A 16,339-nucleotide genomic window follows, 5' to 3' on the forward strand; every position below is an offset into this window, starting at 1 on the left:
AAGTGCCTGATCTGACGAGATCATGCCGAAAGCGTTTTTCAGTCGCCGGCCGCCAGCGGCAGCCCCTGGGCACGGTTGCGGTACTGCCGCCAGGTGTACATCGGGATACCAGCCATGAACACCAGGAAGCCCCAGAAGATCGCCTGCTCGCCGGTGCCGTACAGCGCCCACAGCGAGTAGAGGAAGCCCAGGCAGCCGATTGCGAGCACCTGCGGACGCGAGCGCGGCGAGAAGGAGTCCGGCTTCACCGCCAACAGCTGCAGCAGCGCCGCGGTGCAGAAGGCATAGGGTACGACGCCGGTCATGGTGCCGAGCAGGATGATGACGTTGAACACCTCCACCAGCTCTCCATGGCCGTCGACCATCACCAACGCGGTGACCAGCAGGCCCGAGGCCAGCAGCCCGTTGGCCGGGGCGCCGTTCTTGTTGAGCTTGCCGAGGGACTCGGGGAACAGCCCGTCACGGGCCGGCGCTACCGGAATCTGTCCCTGCAGCAGCACCCAGCCGTTGAGTGCGCCGAGGCAGGCGATCACCGCCCCCGCCGCCACCAGGTAGTAGCCCCAGTCGCCCAGCAGGATGCGCGCGGCGTCGGCGAACGGCGAGGTGGACTTGGCCAGCACTTCCGGCGGCATCAGCCCCTGCACGGCAGTGATCGACAGGATGTACACCGCCGCGGCCGCCAGGGTACCGAACAGCGTGGCGCGGGGAATGGTCTTCTTCGGGTCGCGCACGTCATCCGCCGGCACCGTGGCCGATTCCAGGCCGATGAAGGACCAGAGGGTCAGCGCCGCCGTGGTGGCGATGGCCTGGGCGTAGCCCATGTTCGGCAGCTCGCTGGCCGCGGGGATGGTCAGGTAGTCGGGGTTGAAGTGGAACCAGCCGAGGATGCCCACCAGGATCAGCGGAATCAGCTTGAGCGCGGTGAGGAGATTCTGCACCAGGGCGAACGCGGTGATCCCGCGCAGGTTGATCAAGGTGCACAGCCAGATGGCGCCGATGGCGGTGGCGACCATCAGCAGCGGGTCGGCCAGCGCCGGAATGAACACCCGAAGGTAACCCACCAGGGTCACGGCGATGGCGGCGTTGCCGATCCAGGCGGCTTTCCAGTAGGTCCAGGCGCACAGGTAGCCGGCAAAGCTGCCGAAGCCGTCGCGGGTATAGGCGTAAGGCCCGCCAGCGCCAGGGTTGAGCCGCGCCAGCCGGGCGAAGGTGAAGGCCAGCAGTACCGCCCCCGTGGTCGACACCAGCCAGCCGAACAGGCTGAGTCCACCATAAGCCGCCAGGCTCGACGGCAGCAGGAACACCCCCGAGCCGACCATGTTGCCTACCACCAGCGCGGTGCAGCTCCAGAATCCCATGCTGCCCTTGTTCGCTCCCGCCATCTGCACTCCTTAAAGTCTGCGGCCCTGTTCTGAAGGTTCCATCCTGCCGAGCCAGTCGTGGCGAAGGCGTCTGGATTTGGACGTCACGTCCCGATCTGCCCTACAGGGTAGTCAGCTCAAGGCAAAGGAGGAAACAGTTTCCGCCGCGAATGTGCAGGCTTCGAGCGATTTCCCCGTGCGAGATCAATCCACCGGACGAAAATTCGCCTCGCGTCGCTCAGGCCAGGTTCGCTTGCCGACCGCCGATCCCGAAGACCTGCTCGAACAGGTTGGCCGGCATCGGCTTGGCGAACAGGTAGCCCTGCCCCTCCGCGCAGCGCTCGGCACGCAGGCGATCACGCTGGGCCGAGGTTTCGATGCCTTCGGCAATGGTCTCCAGCTCGAAGCCACGGGCCATGTCGAGGATGGCGCGGATCACCGAGAGATCCTGCTGGGACTCCAGCATGCCGATCACGAAGGAACGGTCGATCTTGATCCGGCTCAGCGGGTAGGTCTTGAGCAGGCTCAGCGACGCATAGCCGGTGCCGAAGTCGTCGAAGGCCAGCCCCACACCGTAACTGCGCAGCGTGCGCAGGGTTTCGAGCACCACGTCGTCATGGTCGAGCGCGATGTTCTCGGTGATCTCCAGCTCCAGGGCCTCGGCCGGCAGGCCGTGACGCTCCAGCGCCTCGAGCACCTGGGCGACCAGATTGCCCATGCGGAACTGCGCGCCGAACAGGTTCACCCCGATGCGCATCAGTGGCGCACCATTGCGCCGCCAGTAGGCAACCTGGGCACAGGCCTCATCGAGAATCCAGGCGCCAACGATTGCCGCCAGCGGGCCGCCCTCCAGCGACGGCAGGAACGCCGCCGGGGATAGCAGCCCACGCTGCGGGTGTTGCCAGCGGATCAGGGCTTCCGCCCCTTGCAGGGAACCATCGCGCAGGCTCACCTGGGGCTGGTAGAACAGCAGAAATTCGCCATTGGCCACCGCGCGGTGCAGCTCCATGCCATACAGGTGTCGCGCTGCCGCTTCCATCTTCAATGCCGGCACAAAGATGAAGGCATCAGCACGCCCACTGCTCTTGGCCTTGAACAACGCCAGGTCCGCGTCGCCGACCAGCTCCAGTGCCTCCTGCGCGTGCAACGGCGCCAGCGCCACGCCACAACTGGCGGCCACCCGCACTTCGTGGGCATCGATGATGATGGGTTCGGCGATGCGCGCGATGGCGGCCTTGGCCAGGCGCATGGCCTGCTCCGGGGATATCAGGTTGGGTTCGAGAATGGCGAACTCGTCGCCACCAATGCGCGCCACGGTGGCGCCTGCGCTGGCCAGCCGCCCCAGGCGCGCGGCGACCTCACGCAGGATGCCGTCGCCCACTGCATGCCCCAGCGAGTCGTTGACGTCCTTGAAGCCGTCCAGATCGATCATCAGCACCGCAGCCGGGTGCGACCGCACCAGAAGCTCCTCGGTCACCCGGTAGAAGCGCCCGCGGTTGGCCAGGCCGGTGAGCACGTCGACGCTGGCCAGTTGGCGCAGCGCCTCCTCCTCGCGGTGCAGAGCCGTCAGATCCTTGAGCACCGCCTCGAATCTGAGATTGCCCTTCTCCGTCCAGCAGAACAGCGTGAGCCCCAGGGGCAGTTCGGTGCCGTCCCGATGCACACCGGTGATCTCCGCCGGCACCTCCATGCCGTCCAGCGAAGTGGCGTCGATGGCGCGGTTGATCAGGCTGCGGAACGCGGCGCGTCCCTTGTCCGGCAACAGCAGTTCGAACGACTGCCCGGCCCCCTCTTCCAGCGGATAGCCGTAGAGAGTGGCGGCCGCCTCGTTCCAGGCCACGATTTCACCCCAGCAGTCGAACCAGACCACTGGCGTGGGCGAGCTGCCGGCGTACTCCTCGAACAGCGGCCGGGTACGCGCCGACATCACTTCGATGCGACGCAGTTCCAGGCGGTCGGCAGCCATGCGGGCGAGTTCCCGCAGGCGCTCGCGGTCTTCGCCGGAGAAATCGTCGTGGGGCTGGCTGTCGATGATGCACAAGGCGCCCAGCGGATGGCCCTCCACCGAGAGCAAGGGCACCCCGGCGTAGAAGCGTATGCCGGAAGCCTGGGTCACCAGTGGGTTGTCGTGGAAGCGCTCGTCGCGGCAGGCGTCGGGCACCACCATCACCTCGTCCTGGGTGATGGCATGGGCGCAGAACGACACGTCGCGGCCCATGTCCACCTCGCCAACCCCCGTGGCCGCGGCAAAGAACACATGGTCGCTGCCGATCATGTTCACCGCCGCCACCGGCATGCCGAACATGCGCACGGCGATCTGCACCACCGGGTCCAGGCTGGGAACCAGGGCTTCATCGTCGAATCCATAGTCGGAAAGCGCACTCAGGCGTTCGCTTTCGTTCGGCAATGCCGAGGGGCAACGCATGGGGAAACCTCCCTTTTCCTCGTTTCTCCCTGTACCTATCCCGACAAGAGTAGTTGGTCTTTGAGAAAACACCGGCCCCGGCGTGCCCGGGGCCCTTCCGTCACTTGCAGCACTCCACCGTATAGCGCCGCTCGCCATTGACCTCCTGGATCTGCAGACCGTGCACGTCCGAGTCGAAACCCGGGAAATTGCGCTCGAAGTTCCGGGCGAAGGCCAGGTAGTCGAGGATCGAGCGGGTGGACTCGGTGAAGCGCTCGCCCGGCATGATCAGCGGGATGCCCGGCGGATAAGGCACCAGCATCACGGCCGCGATACGCCCTTCCAGCTGATCGATGGGCACCGCCTCCACCTCGCCGCGCACCAGTTGCGCGTAGGCATCGGCCGGGCGCATGGCGATCTCCGGCAGCACGGTATACATGCGCTTCATCGCCTTGGCGGTGGCGTGATCGCGGTAGCAGCCATGCAGCTCGTCGCACAGGTCGCGCAGGCCCATGCCGGCATATCGCGCGCCGCCCGCCTGGGCAACGCTGGGCAGTGCATCCATCAGCGGCTCGTTGGCGTCGTAGCTGCGTTTGAACTCCAGCAGTTCGGTGACCAGGGTGCTCCACTTGCCCTTGGTGACGCCCATGGAGAACAGCACGAGGAAGGAATACAGGCCGGTCTTTTCCACCACCAGGCCGCGTTCCCAGAGGAAGCGGCTGACCACCGCCGCGGGAATGCCCCGGGCATCCAGGCGCCCGCCGGCGGTGAGGCCCGGCGTAGCCAGGGTGACCTTGATCGGGTCGAGCAGCACATAGTCCTCGACCGCATCGCCGAAGCCATGCCAGTCGGCATTGGGCTCCAGCACCCAGTCGGGGGTTTTCACCTCGTCGGTACCTTCCACGCCCGGCGGCTGCCAGACGCAGAACCACCAGTCGTCCTTGGCGAGGTTCTGTTGAACGTTGGCCAGGGCGCGACGGAAGCTCAGCGCCTCATCGAAGGTTTCCTGGATCAGCGAACTCCCCGCCGGGCCCTCCATCATCGCCGAGGCCACGTCGAGCGAGGCGATGATGCCGTACTGCGGCGAGGTGGAGATGTGCATCATGAAGGCTTCGTTGAAACGCGCACGGTCGAAGCGCCGCGCGCCGCCGTCCTGCACGTGGATCATCGAGGCCTGGCTGAAGGCGGCGAGCATCTTGTGGGTGGAATGGGTGGTGAACACCAGCGGGCCACTGTCCTGGCGGCTCGTCCCCATGCCGTAGCGCCCATCGTAGAAGTCGTGGAAGGCCGCATAGGCGTACCAGGCCTCGTCGAAATGCAGCACCTCGACGCTGTCCCCCAGCGCCTGCTTGATCATCTCGGCGTTGTAGCAGAGGCCGTCGTAGGTGGAGTTGGTCACCACCGCCAGCCTGACCTTCGGTTCGCGCCCCTTGGCCAACGGACTGGCGGCGATCTTCGCGGCGATCGACTCGCGGCTGAACTCGGAGAGCGGGATCGGGCCGATGATGCCCAGCTCGTTGCGCTCTGGCGTCAGGTAGAGCGGGATAGCGCCGGTCATGATGATCGCGTGGAGGATCGACTTGTGGCAGTTGCGATCCACCAGCACCAGGTCGTCGCGGCAGACCATGGAGTGCCAGACGATCTTGTTCGCCGTCGAGGTGCCGTTGATCACGAAGAAGGTGTGGTCGGCGCCGAAGTTGCGCGCGGCGCGGGCTTCAGCCTCGGCCAGCGGGCCGGTGTGGTCGAGCAGTGAACCGAGCTCCGGCACCGAGACCGAGAGGTCCGAACGCAGGGTGTTTTCCCCGAAGAACTGGTGGAAGGCCTGCCCCACCGGACTCTTGCGATAGGCCACGCCGCCGCCGTGGCCGGGCGTATGCCAGGAATAGTTGGACTGCGCGGTGTGTTCCACCAGCGCGCGGAAGAACGGCGGCAGCAGGCCCTCCAGGTACTTGCGCGCGGCGCGGCTGACCTGGCGGGCGAGGAAGGGCACGGTGTCTTCGAAGAGGTAGAGGATGCCGCGCAACTGGTGCAGGTCGGCCATGGACTCGGCCGGCGCGTTCTCGATGGTCATCTGCTCGCCGAGGGCGAAGATCGGCAACTGCGGCGCGCGCACCCGCGCCATGCGGATCAACTCCACCACGTCCTGCAGCAAGCGCTGGTTCTCCCCCGCCCCCTCGGCGGCGACCAGGATGCAGGCCAGCCCGTGGTGGGTGGAGGCAACGATGCGCCCCTCGGCGGAGCTGGCGGTGGAAAGGATGGTGAAGCCGTCCTGCTCCAGTTCGCGGGCAATATCGCGGACCCGGTCGCCGGCCACGGTATCGGCCTTGATGTCGCGGTGAACGATGAGGATGGGGAATTTTAAGTCTTTGTACATTGTGAACCCCTGATAACGCTCTGCTGGCGTCGACCCTTACTAGAGTATGGACTCACGAAATGTAGGGGAATGCGGTCGGCTGACGGCTGTAATAAAACGTCGCGTGGGTGACAGGCAAAGCCCGTTAATTCCGAGCGCTACGCTCTGGCTCTGGCTCTGGCTCTGGCTCTGGCTCTGGAAATTGAAGACTTCCAGAGAAACCTCCGCACGCTCCGGGGCGCCCCTTCAGGAGGCCGAGTGGAATCGGAGTTTCAGGGGTTGAGCGGCATGGATGCCGCGAGAGCGTCGTCGGGCCAGGGATGGCCCGTCGACGCGTGCCCCTGAAACTTCGATGGAGCAAGGGAACCCCGGCGAAGCCGGGGCCGGATGATGGGGCAGAGACTTTTGCCTACTTTGCGTCGTTTGGCAAAGTAGGTCGCCCGAGGGGGCGAAACAAGAAGTCCGTGCGTACGCCGAAGCGACGCAGAACACCTAAACCAGAAGCATCGCGGACGAAGTCCGCTCCTACGCGAGCACAAGACATCCGCAACTCCCGGTTGGAACGGATTCATCCGCGCAAGATTTCGCGGACAAGGTCCGCTCCTACGAAAGACAAGACGACGGAGTTGGCCTGTAGGAGCGCGCCATGCGCGCGATCGCGGGCATAGCCCGCTCCTACAGGAGCCGTCCGCGGAAACGAAAAAGGCCCCTCTTCGGGGCCTTTTTCTCATGCAGCGCTGAGGATCACTCCTTCGGCGCTTCCATCTGCGCCCAGAGCGACGGACCGCCAGCAGACTTCTCGATCACCGCCAATCGCGCGATATGCGCTTCGATCTCCGCATCGGTGGCGCGGATCACACGGGTCAGCCCGCGCTCGGCGGCAAGACGGCGGATTGCCGTGGCCGTGGCACGCCCACTGCCGTCACCCTCTGCACCATTGCCCGCCAGCGACAGGCTGGTCTGGCCACCGGTCATCGCCAGGTAGACGTCGGCGAGAATCTCGGCGTCGAGCAGTGCGCCGTGCAGGTCACGGCCGGAGTTGTCGACACCGTAGCGCTTGCACAGGGCGTCGAGGTTGTTGCGCTGGCCCGGATGGCGCTCACGGGCCATCAGCAGGGTATCGAGGATCGAGCAGTAGTCGGCGACTTCGGCGCGCTCGGTCTGCCCGATCAGGGCGAACTCGTTGTTGATGAAGCCGACGTCGAACGCCGCGTTGTGGATGATCAGCTGTGCGCCGTTGATGAACTCGAAGAACTCGTTGGCCACCTCGCGGAAGCGCGGCATGTCCTTGACGTATTCGTTGGTGATGCCGTGGACCGCGATGGCGCCTTCGTCGATCTCGCGGTCGGGCTGCAGGTAGACGTGGAAGTGCCGGCCGGTCAGGCGGCGGCCCTCGAGCTCGACGCAACCGATCTCGATGATCCGGTGGCCGTCGGTGACCGGCATACCGGTCGTTTCAGTATCGAGTACGACGCTGCGCATTCTGTGTGAAACCTTCTTGCAGTTGATTCGCCCGGACGGCTCCGGGCGACCTTGATCCTGATATCCGGACGCTTAGCGCGGCAATTCGCTCACGCCACGGTTGGCGAGCATGTCGGCGCGCTCGTTGCCGGGGTGGCCGGTGTGGCCGCGCACCCAGCGCCATTCGACATTATGCCGGTTCACCTGTTCGTCCAGCGCCTGCCATAGGTCGGCGTTCTTCACCGGCTGCTTGGCGGCGGTCTTCCAGCCGCGCTTCTTCCAGTTGGTCATCCACTCGGTGATGCCCTGCATGACGTACTGCGAGTCGGTGACGATGCGCACGTCGCAATGCCGCTTGAGCGCAGCCAGGGCCATGATGGCGGCCATCAGTTCCATGCGGTTGTTGGTGGTTTCCGGCTCGCCGCCCCACAGTTCGCGCTCGGCGCCCTTGTAGAACAGCACTGCGCCCCAGCCGCCCGGGCCCGGGTTGCCCTTGCAGGCACCGTCGGTGTAGATCTCGACTTTCTCTTCGCTCATATCGCTCGTGTTCAGGACTCGGAATCGCGGCGGCTGACCTTGGCCACCGGCAGCGGCACCAGTTGTCCGCGCGGTTCGCGGCGAGGTTGGCGCAGGGGCCGCAAACCGACTACCAGCTTGCGCGCCACCAACAAATAGAAGCCGGCGCCAGAGCCCTGCAGGACGGGGCCCCAGGTCTCCATGCGGGCCAGGCGGCCCTGCCATTTCGCCGATGCAAGCGGCGGACGATAACACCCGAAGCGGCGTTTCTCCAGCGCGAATCCCAGCAGGTTGAGCCAGTCGCAGACCCGCGTCGGCGAGATGCAGCGGGCACGGCGCAAAGCGTCGCGGGCGAAGTAATGGCGGATGCCCCAGGCGCTCCAGGGGTTCACCCCGACCACCAGCAGGTGCCCGCCGGGGCGCACGCTGCGCGCGGCTTCGCGCAGCAGCCGGTGCGGCGACAGGCAGAAGTCCAGGCCATGCTGCAGCAGCACCACGTCGGCAGCATGTTCGCCCAGCGGCCAGGCCGCCTCGTCGCAGGCGATCTCAACGCCCGGCAACGGCGGCCCCAGGCGCACGCCGCGCTGGATGTTGCCGGTGCTGGCCGGCAGCTCGGCGTGCGGGCCGTAATGCACCAGATAGCCGCCGAAATAGCGCTCCAGCTCGTCGGTCAGCAGTTGCTGTTCTTCGGCGAGCATCATCCCGCCGATCGGACCGGCCAGCCAGTCGCGCGCCTGAGCGATCAGCTCCAGCCAGTCGGCATCGGCCTGAGCAAAGGGTTCGGGTTCGATCATCACTACCCCCTGTGGGAGTGCGCGACACAAAAGTGCGTAACCGCACTACTATGCGCCAATGCCCATTACTTAGCGACTTTCCGGCCATGATACAGATAGACGCGCTACCCGCCTTTTCCGACAACTACCTCTGGCTGTTGCAGGATGTAACCCGTCGCCAGTGCGCGATAGTCGACCCGGGTGATGCCGGCCCGGTACTGGCCTGGCTGGACGCCCATCCCGGCTGGACCCTGACCGATATCCTGGTCACCCACCACCATGCCGACCATGTCGGCGGCGTCGCCCAGCTCAAGGCCGCAACCGGCGCCCGCGTGCTCGGCCCGGCTGGCGAGAATATCCCCGCACGCGACGTGGCGCTGGAAGACGGCGACCGCGTCGAGGTACTCGGCCTCGGCTTCGACGTCATCCATGTGCCCGGTCACACCCTCGGGCATATCGCCTACTTCAATGGGGACCATGAGCCGCCGCTGCTGTTCTGCGGCGACACCCTGTTCGCCGCCGGCTGCGGCCGCCTGTTCGAAGGCACACCGGCGCAGATGTACGCCTCGCTGAGCCGCCTGGCCGCGCTGCCGGGCCAGACCCAGGTCTACTGCACCCATGAATACACCCTGAGCAACCTGCGCTTCGCCTGCGCGGTGGAACCGGAGAATCCCGAAGTCCGCGCACGCTTCGAAGAAGTCAGCCGTTGGCGCGAACAGGGGAAGATCAGCCTGCCCTCCTCCATTGCCCTGGAACGGGCGACGAATCCTTTCCTTCGTGTGTCGGAAACATCCGTTAAGAAAATCGCCGACGAGCGGAGCGGCCAGCAAATCCGCACGCCGGACGAGGTCTTTGCGACCATTCGCCGCTGGAAGGACCAGTTCTGAGGGGTGGCGAAATCTTGACCAGGGCAGCGGCGGTTCCTAGAATCCCCGAAATTTTTGCCCCGGACACAGTCATCAGCCAATGCCGCCAAAGACCAGCAAGACCTTCGATCTAGACGCATTGGCTCGCTCCATCCGAGTCTCCGTGGTGCTGCTCGCCGCGGGCCTGGCCGGCTGTCAGTCGACCCAGCACGTCGCCAACGACTCCCAGGCCCGCAATGCCGCCCGCGCCGTCGACGTGAAGTTCAAGCCGGCCTGGTCGGACTCCCAGAACGATATCTGGGAGCGCATGCGCGTCGGTTTCCAGCTGCAGGACCAGATCGACACCAACCCGCGCATCGAGCGCCAGCGCCTGTGGTTCATGAGCAACCCGTCGTTCCTGGAAAACGCCAGCGAACGCGGCAGCCCCTACATGCACTATGTCGTCGAGCGCCTGGAAGAGCGCGACATGCCGCTGGAACTGGCCCTGCTGCCGGTCATCGAAAGCTCCTACAACCCGATGGCGGTGTCCCGCGCCCAGGCCGTCGGCCTGTGGCAGTTCATCCCGAGCACAGGCACCCATTTCAACCTGCGCCAGACCAACTTCTATGACGGTCGCCGCGACATCCAGGCCTCGACCAACGCCGCGCTGACCTATCTGACCCGCCTGCATGACATGTTCAACGGCGACTGGCTGCTCGCGCTGGCCGCCTACAACGCCGGCGAAGGCACCGTCAGCCGTGCCATCGAGCGCAACGAGCGCCTCGGCCTGCCGACCGACTACTGGAACCTGCCGCTTCCGCAGGAAACCCAGGACTACGTGCCCAAGCTGCTGGCACTGTCGCAACTGGTGAACGCACCGACCATCTACGGCATCAACCTCAACCCGATCGCCAACGAGCCCTACTTCACCTCGATTCGCATCAAGCCGGGCCTCGACCTGTCGCGTGTCGCCGCTCTCGCCGACCTCGACGAGGACGAGCTGTACCAGCTGAACCCCGCCTTCAAGCGCAAGGTCACCCTCGACGGCCCACACCATCTGCTGGTGCCCAAGGACAAGGCCGATACCCTGAAGGCCAACATCGACACCCTGACGCCGCAGCCCATCAGCGCCTACACCTCGGTCGCCTCCGCCTCGACGTCCGGCAAGGGCCTGCAGCAGTACCGCGTACGCAAGGGCGACAGTCTGCACAGCATCGCCCAGCGCTACCGCCTCACCGTGGCCGAGCTGAAATCCGCCAATCGCCTGAGCGCCAACCGCCTGCGCAACGGTCAGGTCCTGGTCATCCCCGGCCAGCCGGGCCGTCCGGTCGTCGAGCCGGAAAGCCCGCGTCAGCTGGCGCAGGTCGAGCGCACGTCCACGCGCGCCCAGAGCCGCACCTACACCGTGAAGAACGGCGATACGCTCTGGCAGATCGCCAAGAAGAACGACGTCGACGTCGCCGACATCAAGCGCTGGAACAAACTGGACAGCCACGGCGTCAAGCCGGGGCAGACGCTCAAGCTGCAGGGCGGCTCCAGCGCAACAACCCAGCAGGTCGCGTCGAACGCCAAGTCCAAGGAAAAGGTGACTTACTACAAGGTCAAGCGAGGCGATTCAATGCAACTGATCGCCAAGCGCTTCAACGTCGAAATGCAGCACATCAAACGCTGGAACCCGCGCAGCGGCAAGGCCCTGAAGCCGGGCCAGACCCTGACGCTGTACCTCGATACCGCCAGCCGCTGACCCTCGTCACGCGCCGTGACGCAATTGTCCCGGCGCGCGGCTTCTGGCGGCACGGACAAGCTGCTACTGTAGGGTGCCATTCGCCCAACGCCTGCCAAGGATCGGACCCTACGCCCGATGCGTCGCCTGCCCCTCCTGTTCCTCGGCCTCCTGCTCAGTCTGCCTACCTCGGCCCAGATCACGGAAAGCCACGGCTATGCGCAGTTCGGCGACCTGAAATACCCCGCCAACTTCGACCATTTCGACTGGGTCAACCCCAAGGCGCCCAAGGGCGGCACCCTGCGCCTGATGGGCCTGGGCAGCTTCGACACCCTCAACCCATACACCCTCAAGGGCAGCCCGCCGATCAGCACCGCCGACTTCCTGCAGTACGGCGTCAGCGAGCTGAACGAGCCGCTGATGGTCGGCACCGGCCTCTATGACCCGTCCGGCGACGAACCGGCCTCCAGCTACGGCCTGATCGCCGGCAGCGTCGAATACGCCGAAGACCGCAGCTGGGTGGTGTTCAACCTGCGCTCACAGGCACGCTTCCACGATGGCAAGCCGATCAGCGCCTACGACGTGGCGTTTTCCTACCGCACCCTGCTCAAGCACGGGCATCCGATGTACCGCACCGCGCTGCAGGAAGTGCAGCGGGTCGACATCCTCTCGCCTCAGCGCATCCGCTTCGTGCTCAAGCGCAGCGACAACCCGCTGCTGATCCTGCGCCTGGGCGAAATGCCTGTCCTGCCACAGCATTACTGGAAAGGCCGCGACTTCACGGCCACCACCTTCGAGCCCCCGCTGGGCAGCGGCCCCTATCGGATCAGCGAAGTGGTGCCGGGGCGGCGCCTGGTATTCGAACGGGTCAAGGACTGGTGGGGCGCGGACCTTCCGGTGAATCGCGGCAAGTACAACTTCGACCGGGTCGAGGTGGAGTTCTATCGCGATGCCGGCATCGCCTTCGAAGCCTTCAAAGCCGGCGAATTCGATTTCTACATCGAGCACCAGGCGAAGAACTGGCGCAGCGCCTATCACTTCCCGGCCTTGCGCCGGGGCGACGTAGTACGCGCGGAAATCCCGCACAAGATTCCGACCCAGACCCAGGCGCTGTTCATGAACACGCGCCGGCCGACCTTCGCCGACCGCCGCCTGCGCGAGGCCCTCGGCTTGATGTTCGACTTCGAATGGACCAACCGCGCACTGTTCAACGACGCCTACGCGCGCGCCAGCAGCTACTACCCGAACAGCAGCTTTTCCGCCACCGGCGTGCCCCAGGGTCAGGAATGGTTGCTGCTCTCTCCCTACCGCAAGCAATTGCCGGAAGAACTGTTCACCCGCCCCTTCACGGTGCCGGTCACCCAGGGTAACGGTATTCCGCGGGAAACCCTGCGCCATGCATTGGGTCTATTGGCCGACGCCGGCTGGAAGCTCTCCGGAGATCGCCTGCTGAACGCCAGCGGCAAGCCGCTGCGCTTCGAAATCCTGCTGGTCAATCCGAGCCTGGAGCGAATCCTCCAGCCGTACCGCGAGAATCTCGCCAGCATTGGCATCGATGCACGCTTGCGCACCGTGGACCGTGCCCAGTACAAACAGCGTCTGGACCAGTTCGACTACGACATGATTCTGATGACCTTGCCCCAGACCCTGAGCCCCGGCCTCGAACAATGGCAATACTTCCATTCCAGCCAGGTCATGGTGAAAGGCAGCAAGAACTATGCGGGCATCGCCAACCCCGTGGTGGACGCGATGCTCGACAAACTCCTCGGCGCCACCGACCGCGACCAGCAGGAAACCGCCGCCCGCGCCCTGGACCGGGTGCTGCTCTGGCAGCACTACAGCATTCCCAATTGGTACCTGAACAAGCATCGACTGGCGTACCGCAACCGCTTCGCCTTCGTCACCACGCCGCCCTACACCCTGGGCCTGCGAGCCTGGTGGCAGAAAAATCAGGAGAACACCCTATGAAGAGCCCCCGCCGCGCCGCGCTGTTCGCCGGCCTGTTGCTGGGACTGCTGGGCAGTGCGCAGGCCGCGCCGCAGCACGCCATCACCCTGTATGACGAAGCGCCGAAGTACCCGGCCGACTTCAAGCACTTCGACTACGTCAATCCGGACGCACCCAAGGGTGGCACCCTGCGCCTCTCCGATTTCGGCGGGTTCGACAGCCTCAACCCCTTCATCGCCAAGGGTAATTCCGCGCCGCAGATCAACCTGATCTACGACACCCTCACCTTCCACTCCCTCGACGAGCCCTTCACCGAGTACGGCCTGCTCGCGGAAAAGATCGAGAAGGACCCGGAACACCGCTTCGTGCGCTACTTCCTGCGCCCCGAGGCGAAATTCCAGGACGGCACGCCGGTCACCGCCGAGGACGTGGTTTTCACCTTCGAGACGCTGATGAAGGACGGCGACCCGATGTACCGCAACTACTACGCGGACGTCGACAAGGTGGTGGCCGAGGACAAGCTGCGCGTGCGCTTCGACTTCAAGCACGGCAACAACCGGGAGCTGCCACTGATCCTCGGCCAACTGTCGATCCTGCCCAAGCACTGGTGGGCCAGCCGCGACTTCAACAAGACCGGCATGGAGCCGCCGCTGGGCAGTGGTCCGTACCGCATCACCAAGGTCGACGCCGGGCGCTCGATCCGCTACGAGAAGGTCAAGGACTGGTGGGGCGAGAAGCTGGCGGTGAACCGCGGCTTCAACAACTTCGACGCGGTGGTGGTGGACTCCTACCGCGACCTCACGGTCGCCCTGGAGGCATTCAAGGCCGGACAGTTCGACTTCAACGACGAGCGCATCGCCAAGAACTGGGCCACTGCCTACGACTCGCCGGCGGTACGCGACGGCCGCATCGTTCGCGAGGAGCCGGTCAACGGCAATCCCTGGGGCATGCAGGGCTACGCCTTCAACCTGCGCCGTCCGGTGTTCCAGGACCCGCGCGTGCGCGAAGCGATCACCCAGCTGTTCGATTTCGAGTGGACCAACAAGCAGCTGTTCTTCGGCTCCTACCTGCGCGATGGCAGCTACTTCGAGAACTCCGAAATGGCCGCGCACCAGCTGCCCGACGCCGAGGAGCTGAAAATCCTCGAACCGCTGCGCGACAAGCTGCCGCCGCAGGTCTTCACCCAGGTCTACGTGCCGCCCACCAGCGACGGCAGCGGCATCATCCGCGAGCAGAAGCGCAAGGCCTACCAACTGCTGCTGGACGCCGGCTACAAGATCGAGAACGACAGGATGGTCGGCCCCGACGGCAAGCAGCTGAGCTTCGAATTCATGCTCGCCCAGGCCGACTTCGAGCGCGTACTGCTACCGTTCAAGCGCAACCTCGCCGAACTGGGCATCGACATGCAGCTGCGCCGGGTCGACGTCTCGCAGTACGTCAACCGCCTGCGCTCGCGGGACTACGACATGATCGTCAGCAGCTGGCCGCAGTCCAACTCGCCGGGCAACGAGCAGCGCGAGTTCTGGCACTCCAGCAGCGCCAACAAGCCCGGCAGCCGCAACTTCATCGGCCTGCGCGATCCGGGCATCGACGCCCTGGTGGACGGCCTGATCAATGCCGACTCCCGCGAAAGCCTGGTGCGCCACGCCCGCGCCCTCGATCGCGCGCTGCTCTGGGGCCACTACGTGGTGCCCAACTGGTACCTGGGCACCTGGCGCATCGCCTACTGGAACCGCATCGCCCATCCGCAGAAACTGCCACCCTACAGCTACGCCCTGCAGACCTGGTGGCAAGCGCGCGACCAGGCGGTACCGACCAAGACCGAGGCCGCGCAGGCTATGGCGAGTGACGCCCAGGCAGAGGAAGCGCACTGATGCTGGCCTACATCCTGCGGCGCCTGCTACTGATCATTCCCACCCTGTTCGGCATCCTGCTGATCAACTTCATCATCATCCAGGCCGCCCCCGGCGGTCCGGTGGAACAGATGATCGCCAAGCTGGAAGGCTTCGATGCCGCCAGCGGCGGCGCCACCGGGCGCATCTCCGGCGGCGGCGGCGAAGTCGCCTCGGCCGGCACGCACTACCGCGGCGCCCAGGGCCTGGACCCGGAGCTGGTGAAGGAGATCGAGCGCATGTACGGCTTCGACAAGCCTGCGCCCGAGCGCTTCTGGATCATGCTGAAGAACTACGTGCATCTGGACTTCGGCCAGAGCTTCTTCCGCGACGCCAAGGTCACAGACCTGATCGTCGAGAAGCTGCCGGTCTCCATCTCCCTCGGTCTGTGGAGCACGCTGATCATGTACCTGGTGTCGATCCCGCTGGGCATCGCCAAGGCGGTGCGCCACGGGAGCCACTTCGACGTCTGGACCAGCTCGGCGATCATCATCGGCTACGCCATCCCGGCCTTCCTGTTCGCCATCCTGCTGGTGGTGCTGTTTGCCGGCGGCAGCTACTGGGACTGGTTCCCGTTACGCGGACTGACCTCCAACAACTTCGACGAGCTGACCCTGGGCGGCAAGATCCGCGACTACTTCTGGCACCTGGCATTGCCCATCACCGCGCTGGTGATCGGCAACTTCGCCACCATCACCCTGCTGACCAAGAACAGCTTCCTCGACGAGATCGGCAAGCAGTACGTGGTCACCGCCCGCGCCAAGGGCCTCACCGAGCGCCGCGTGCTCTACGGCCACGTGTTCCGCAACGCCATGCTGCTGGTCATCGCCGGCCTGCCCTCGGCGCTGCTGGGCATCTTCTTCACCGGTGCGCTGCTGATCGAAGTGATCTTCTCCCTCGACGGCCTGGGCCTGCTCAGCTTCGAGGCGGCGCTGAACCGCGACTACCCGGTGGTGTTCGGCACGCTGTTCATCTTCACCCTGTTCGGCCTGATCATGAAGCTGGTCAGCGACGTCCTCTACACGCTGGTCGATCCGCGCATCGACTTCGAGAACCGGGAGTAA

At 65.3% G+C, this 16,339-nt stretch carries 11 protein-coding genes; 5 read left to right on the forward strand and 6 right to left on the reverse strand.

Annotation, left to right across the window (positions count from 1 at the left end; all coding sequences use genetic code 11):
• Nucleotides 1-38: 38 nt before the first annotated feature.
• The 6 genes from ACQ5BL_RS20940 to ACQ5BL_RS20965 all read right to left on the reverse strand — a co-directional run bounded on the left by ACQ5BL_RS20940 (nucleotide 39) and on the right by ACQ5BL_RS20965 (nucleotide 8,889).
• A complete protein-coding gene (locus ACQ5BL_RS20940; protein ID WP_207885681.1) occupies nucleotides 39-1,382 on the reverse strand; it encodes an amino acid permease in 1,344 nt (447 codons plus the stop codon).
• A 217-nt stretch (nucleotides 1,383-1,599) separates the two neighbouring features.
• Entirely contained in the window at nucleotides 1,600-3,786 is a 2,187-nt protein-coding gene (locus ACQ5BL_RS20945) for a putative bifunctional diguanylate cyclase/phosphodiesterase (RefSeq protein ID WP_243806938.1), read from the reverse strand.
• A gap of 100 nt (nucleotides 3,787-3,886) precedes the next feature.
• Nucleotides 3,887-6,139 (reverse strand): arginine/lysine/ornithine decarboxylase, encoded by a 2,253-nt coding sequence (locus ACQ5BL_RS20950; RefSeq protein ID WP_243806939.1) that lies wholly within the window; start codon nucleotides 6,137-6,139, stop codon nucleotides 3,887-3,889.
• Nucleotides 6,140-6,862: 723 nt separating this feature from the next.
• Nucleotides 6,863-7,600 carry a DNA polymerase III subunit epsilon gene (gene dnaQ, locus ACQ5BL_RS20955; protein ID WP_207885684.1) on the reverse strand — a complete coding sequence of 246 codons (738 nt, stop codon included), beginning with the start codon at nucleotides 7,598-7,600 and terminating at the stop codon, nucleotides 6,863-6,865.
• A gap of 72 nt (nucleotides 7,601-7,672) precedes the next feature.
• Nucleotides 7,673-8,116 carry a ribonuclease HI gene (gene rnhA, locus ACQ5BL_RS20960; RefSeq protein WP_243806940.1) on the reverse strand — a complete coding sequence of 148 codons (444 nt, stop codon included), beginning with the start codon at nucleotides 8,114-8,116 and terminating at the stop codon, nucleotides 7,673-7,675.
• A gap of 11 nt (nucleotides 8,117-8,127) precedes the next feature.
• Entirely contained in the window at nucleotides 8,128-8,889 is a 762-nt protein-coding gene (locus tag ACQ5BL_RS20965; protein WP_207885686.1) for a class I SAM-dependent methyltransferase, read from the reverse strand.
• 86 nt (nucleotides 8,890-8,975) lie between these two features.
• Between ACQ5BL_RS20965 and gloB the strand changes: the two genes are divergently transcribed.
• From gloB to ACQ5BL_RS20990, 5 genes are all read left to right on the forward strand, one after another.
• Nucleotides 8,976-9,755, forward strand: a complete 780-nt coding sequence (gene gloB / locus ACQ5BL_RS20970) for a hydroxyacylglutathione hydrolase (protein ID WP_243806941.1) — start codon at nucleotides 8,976-8,978, stop codon at nucleotides 9,753-9,755.
• A gap of 79 nt (nucleotides 9,756-9,834) precedes the next feature.
• Entirely contained in the window at nucleotides 9,835-11,457 is a 1,623-nt protein-coding gene (locus ACQ5BL_RS20975) for a LysM peptidoglycan-binding domain-containing protein (RefSeq protein ID WP_243806942.1), read from the forward strand.
• Nucleotides 11,458-11,574: 117 nt separating this feature from the next.
• Nucleotides 11,575-13,404 (forward strand): extracellular solute-binding protein, encoded by a 1,830-nt coding sequence (locus ACQ5BL_RS20980; protein ID WP_243806943.1) that lies wholly within the window; start codon nucleotides 11,575-11,577, stop codon nucleotides 13,402-13,404.
• Nucleotides 13,401-15,257, forward strand: coding sequence for an extracellular solute-binding protein (locus ACQ5BL_RS20985; protein ID WP_243806944.1), 1,857 nt, complete (start codon nucleotides 13,401-13,403; stop codon nucleotides 15,255-15,257). The genes ACQ5BL_RS20980 and ACQ5BL_RS20985 overlap by 4 nt, the downstream gene beginning before the upstream one ends.
• The gene (locus ACQ5BL_RS20990; RefSeq protein WP_243806945.1) at nucleotides 15,257-16,339 is read left to right on the forward strand and encodes a microcin C ABC transporter permease YejB; all 1,083 of its coding nucleotides are present in this window, start codon (nucleotides 15,257-15,259) and stop codon (nucleotides 16,337-16,339) included. The genes ACQ5BL_RS20985 and ACQ5BL_RS20990 overlap by 1 nt, the downstream gene beginning before the upstream one ends.

It is taken from the genome of Pseudomonas sp. B1-22 (assembly GCF_050474425.1).
In the GTDB taxonomy this organism is placed as follows: Bacteria; Pseudomonadota; Gammaproteobacteria; order Pseudomonadales; family Pseudomonadaceae; genus Pseudomonas.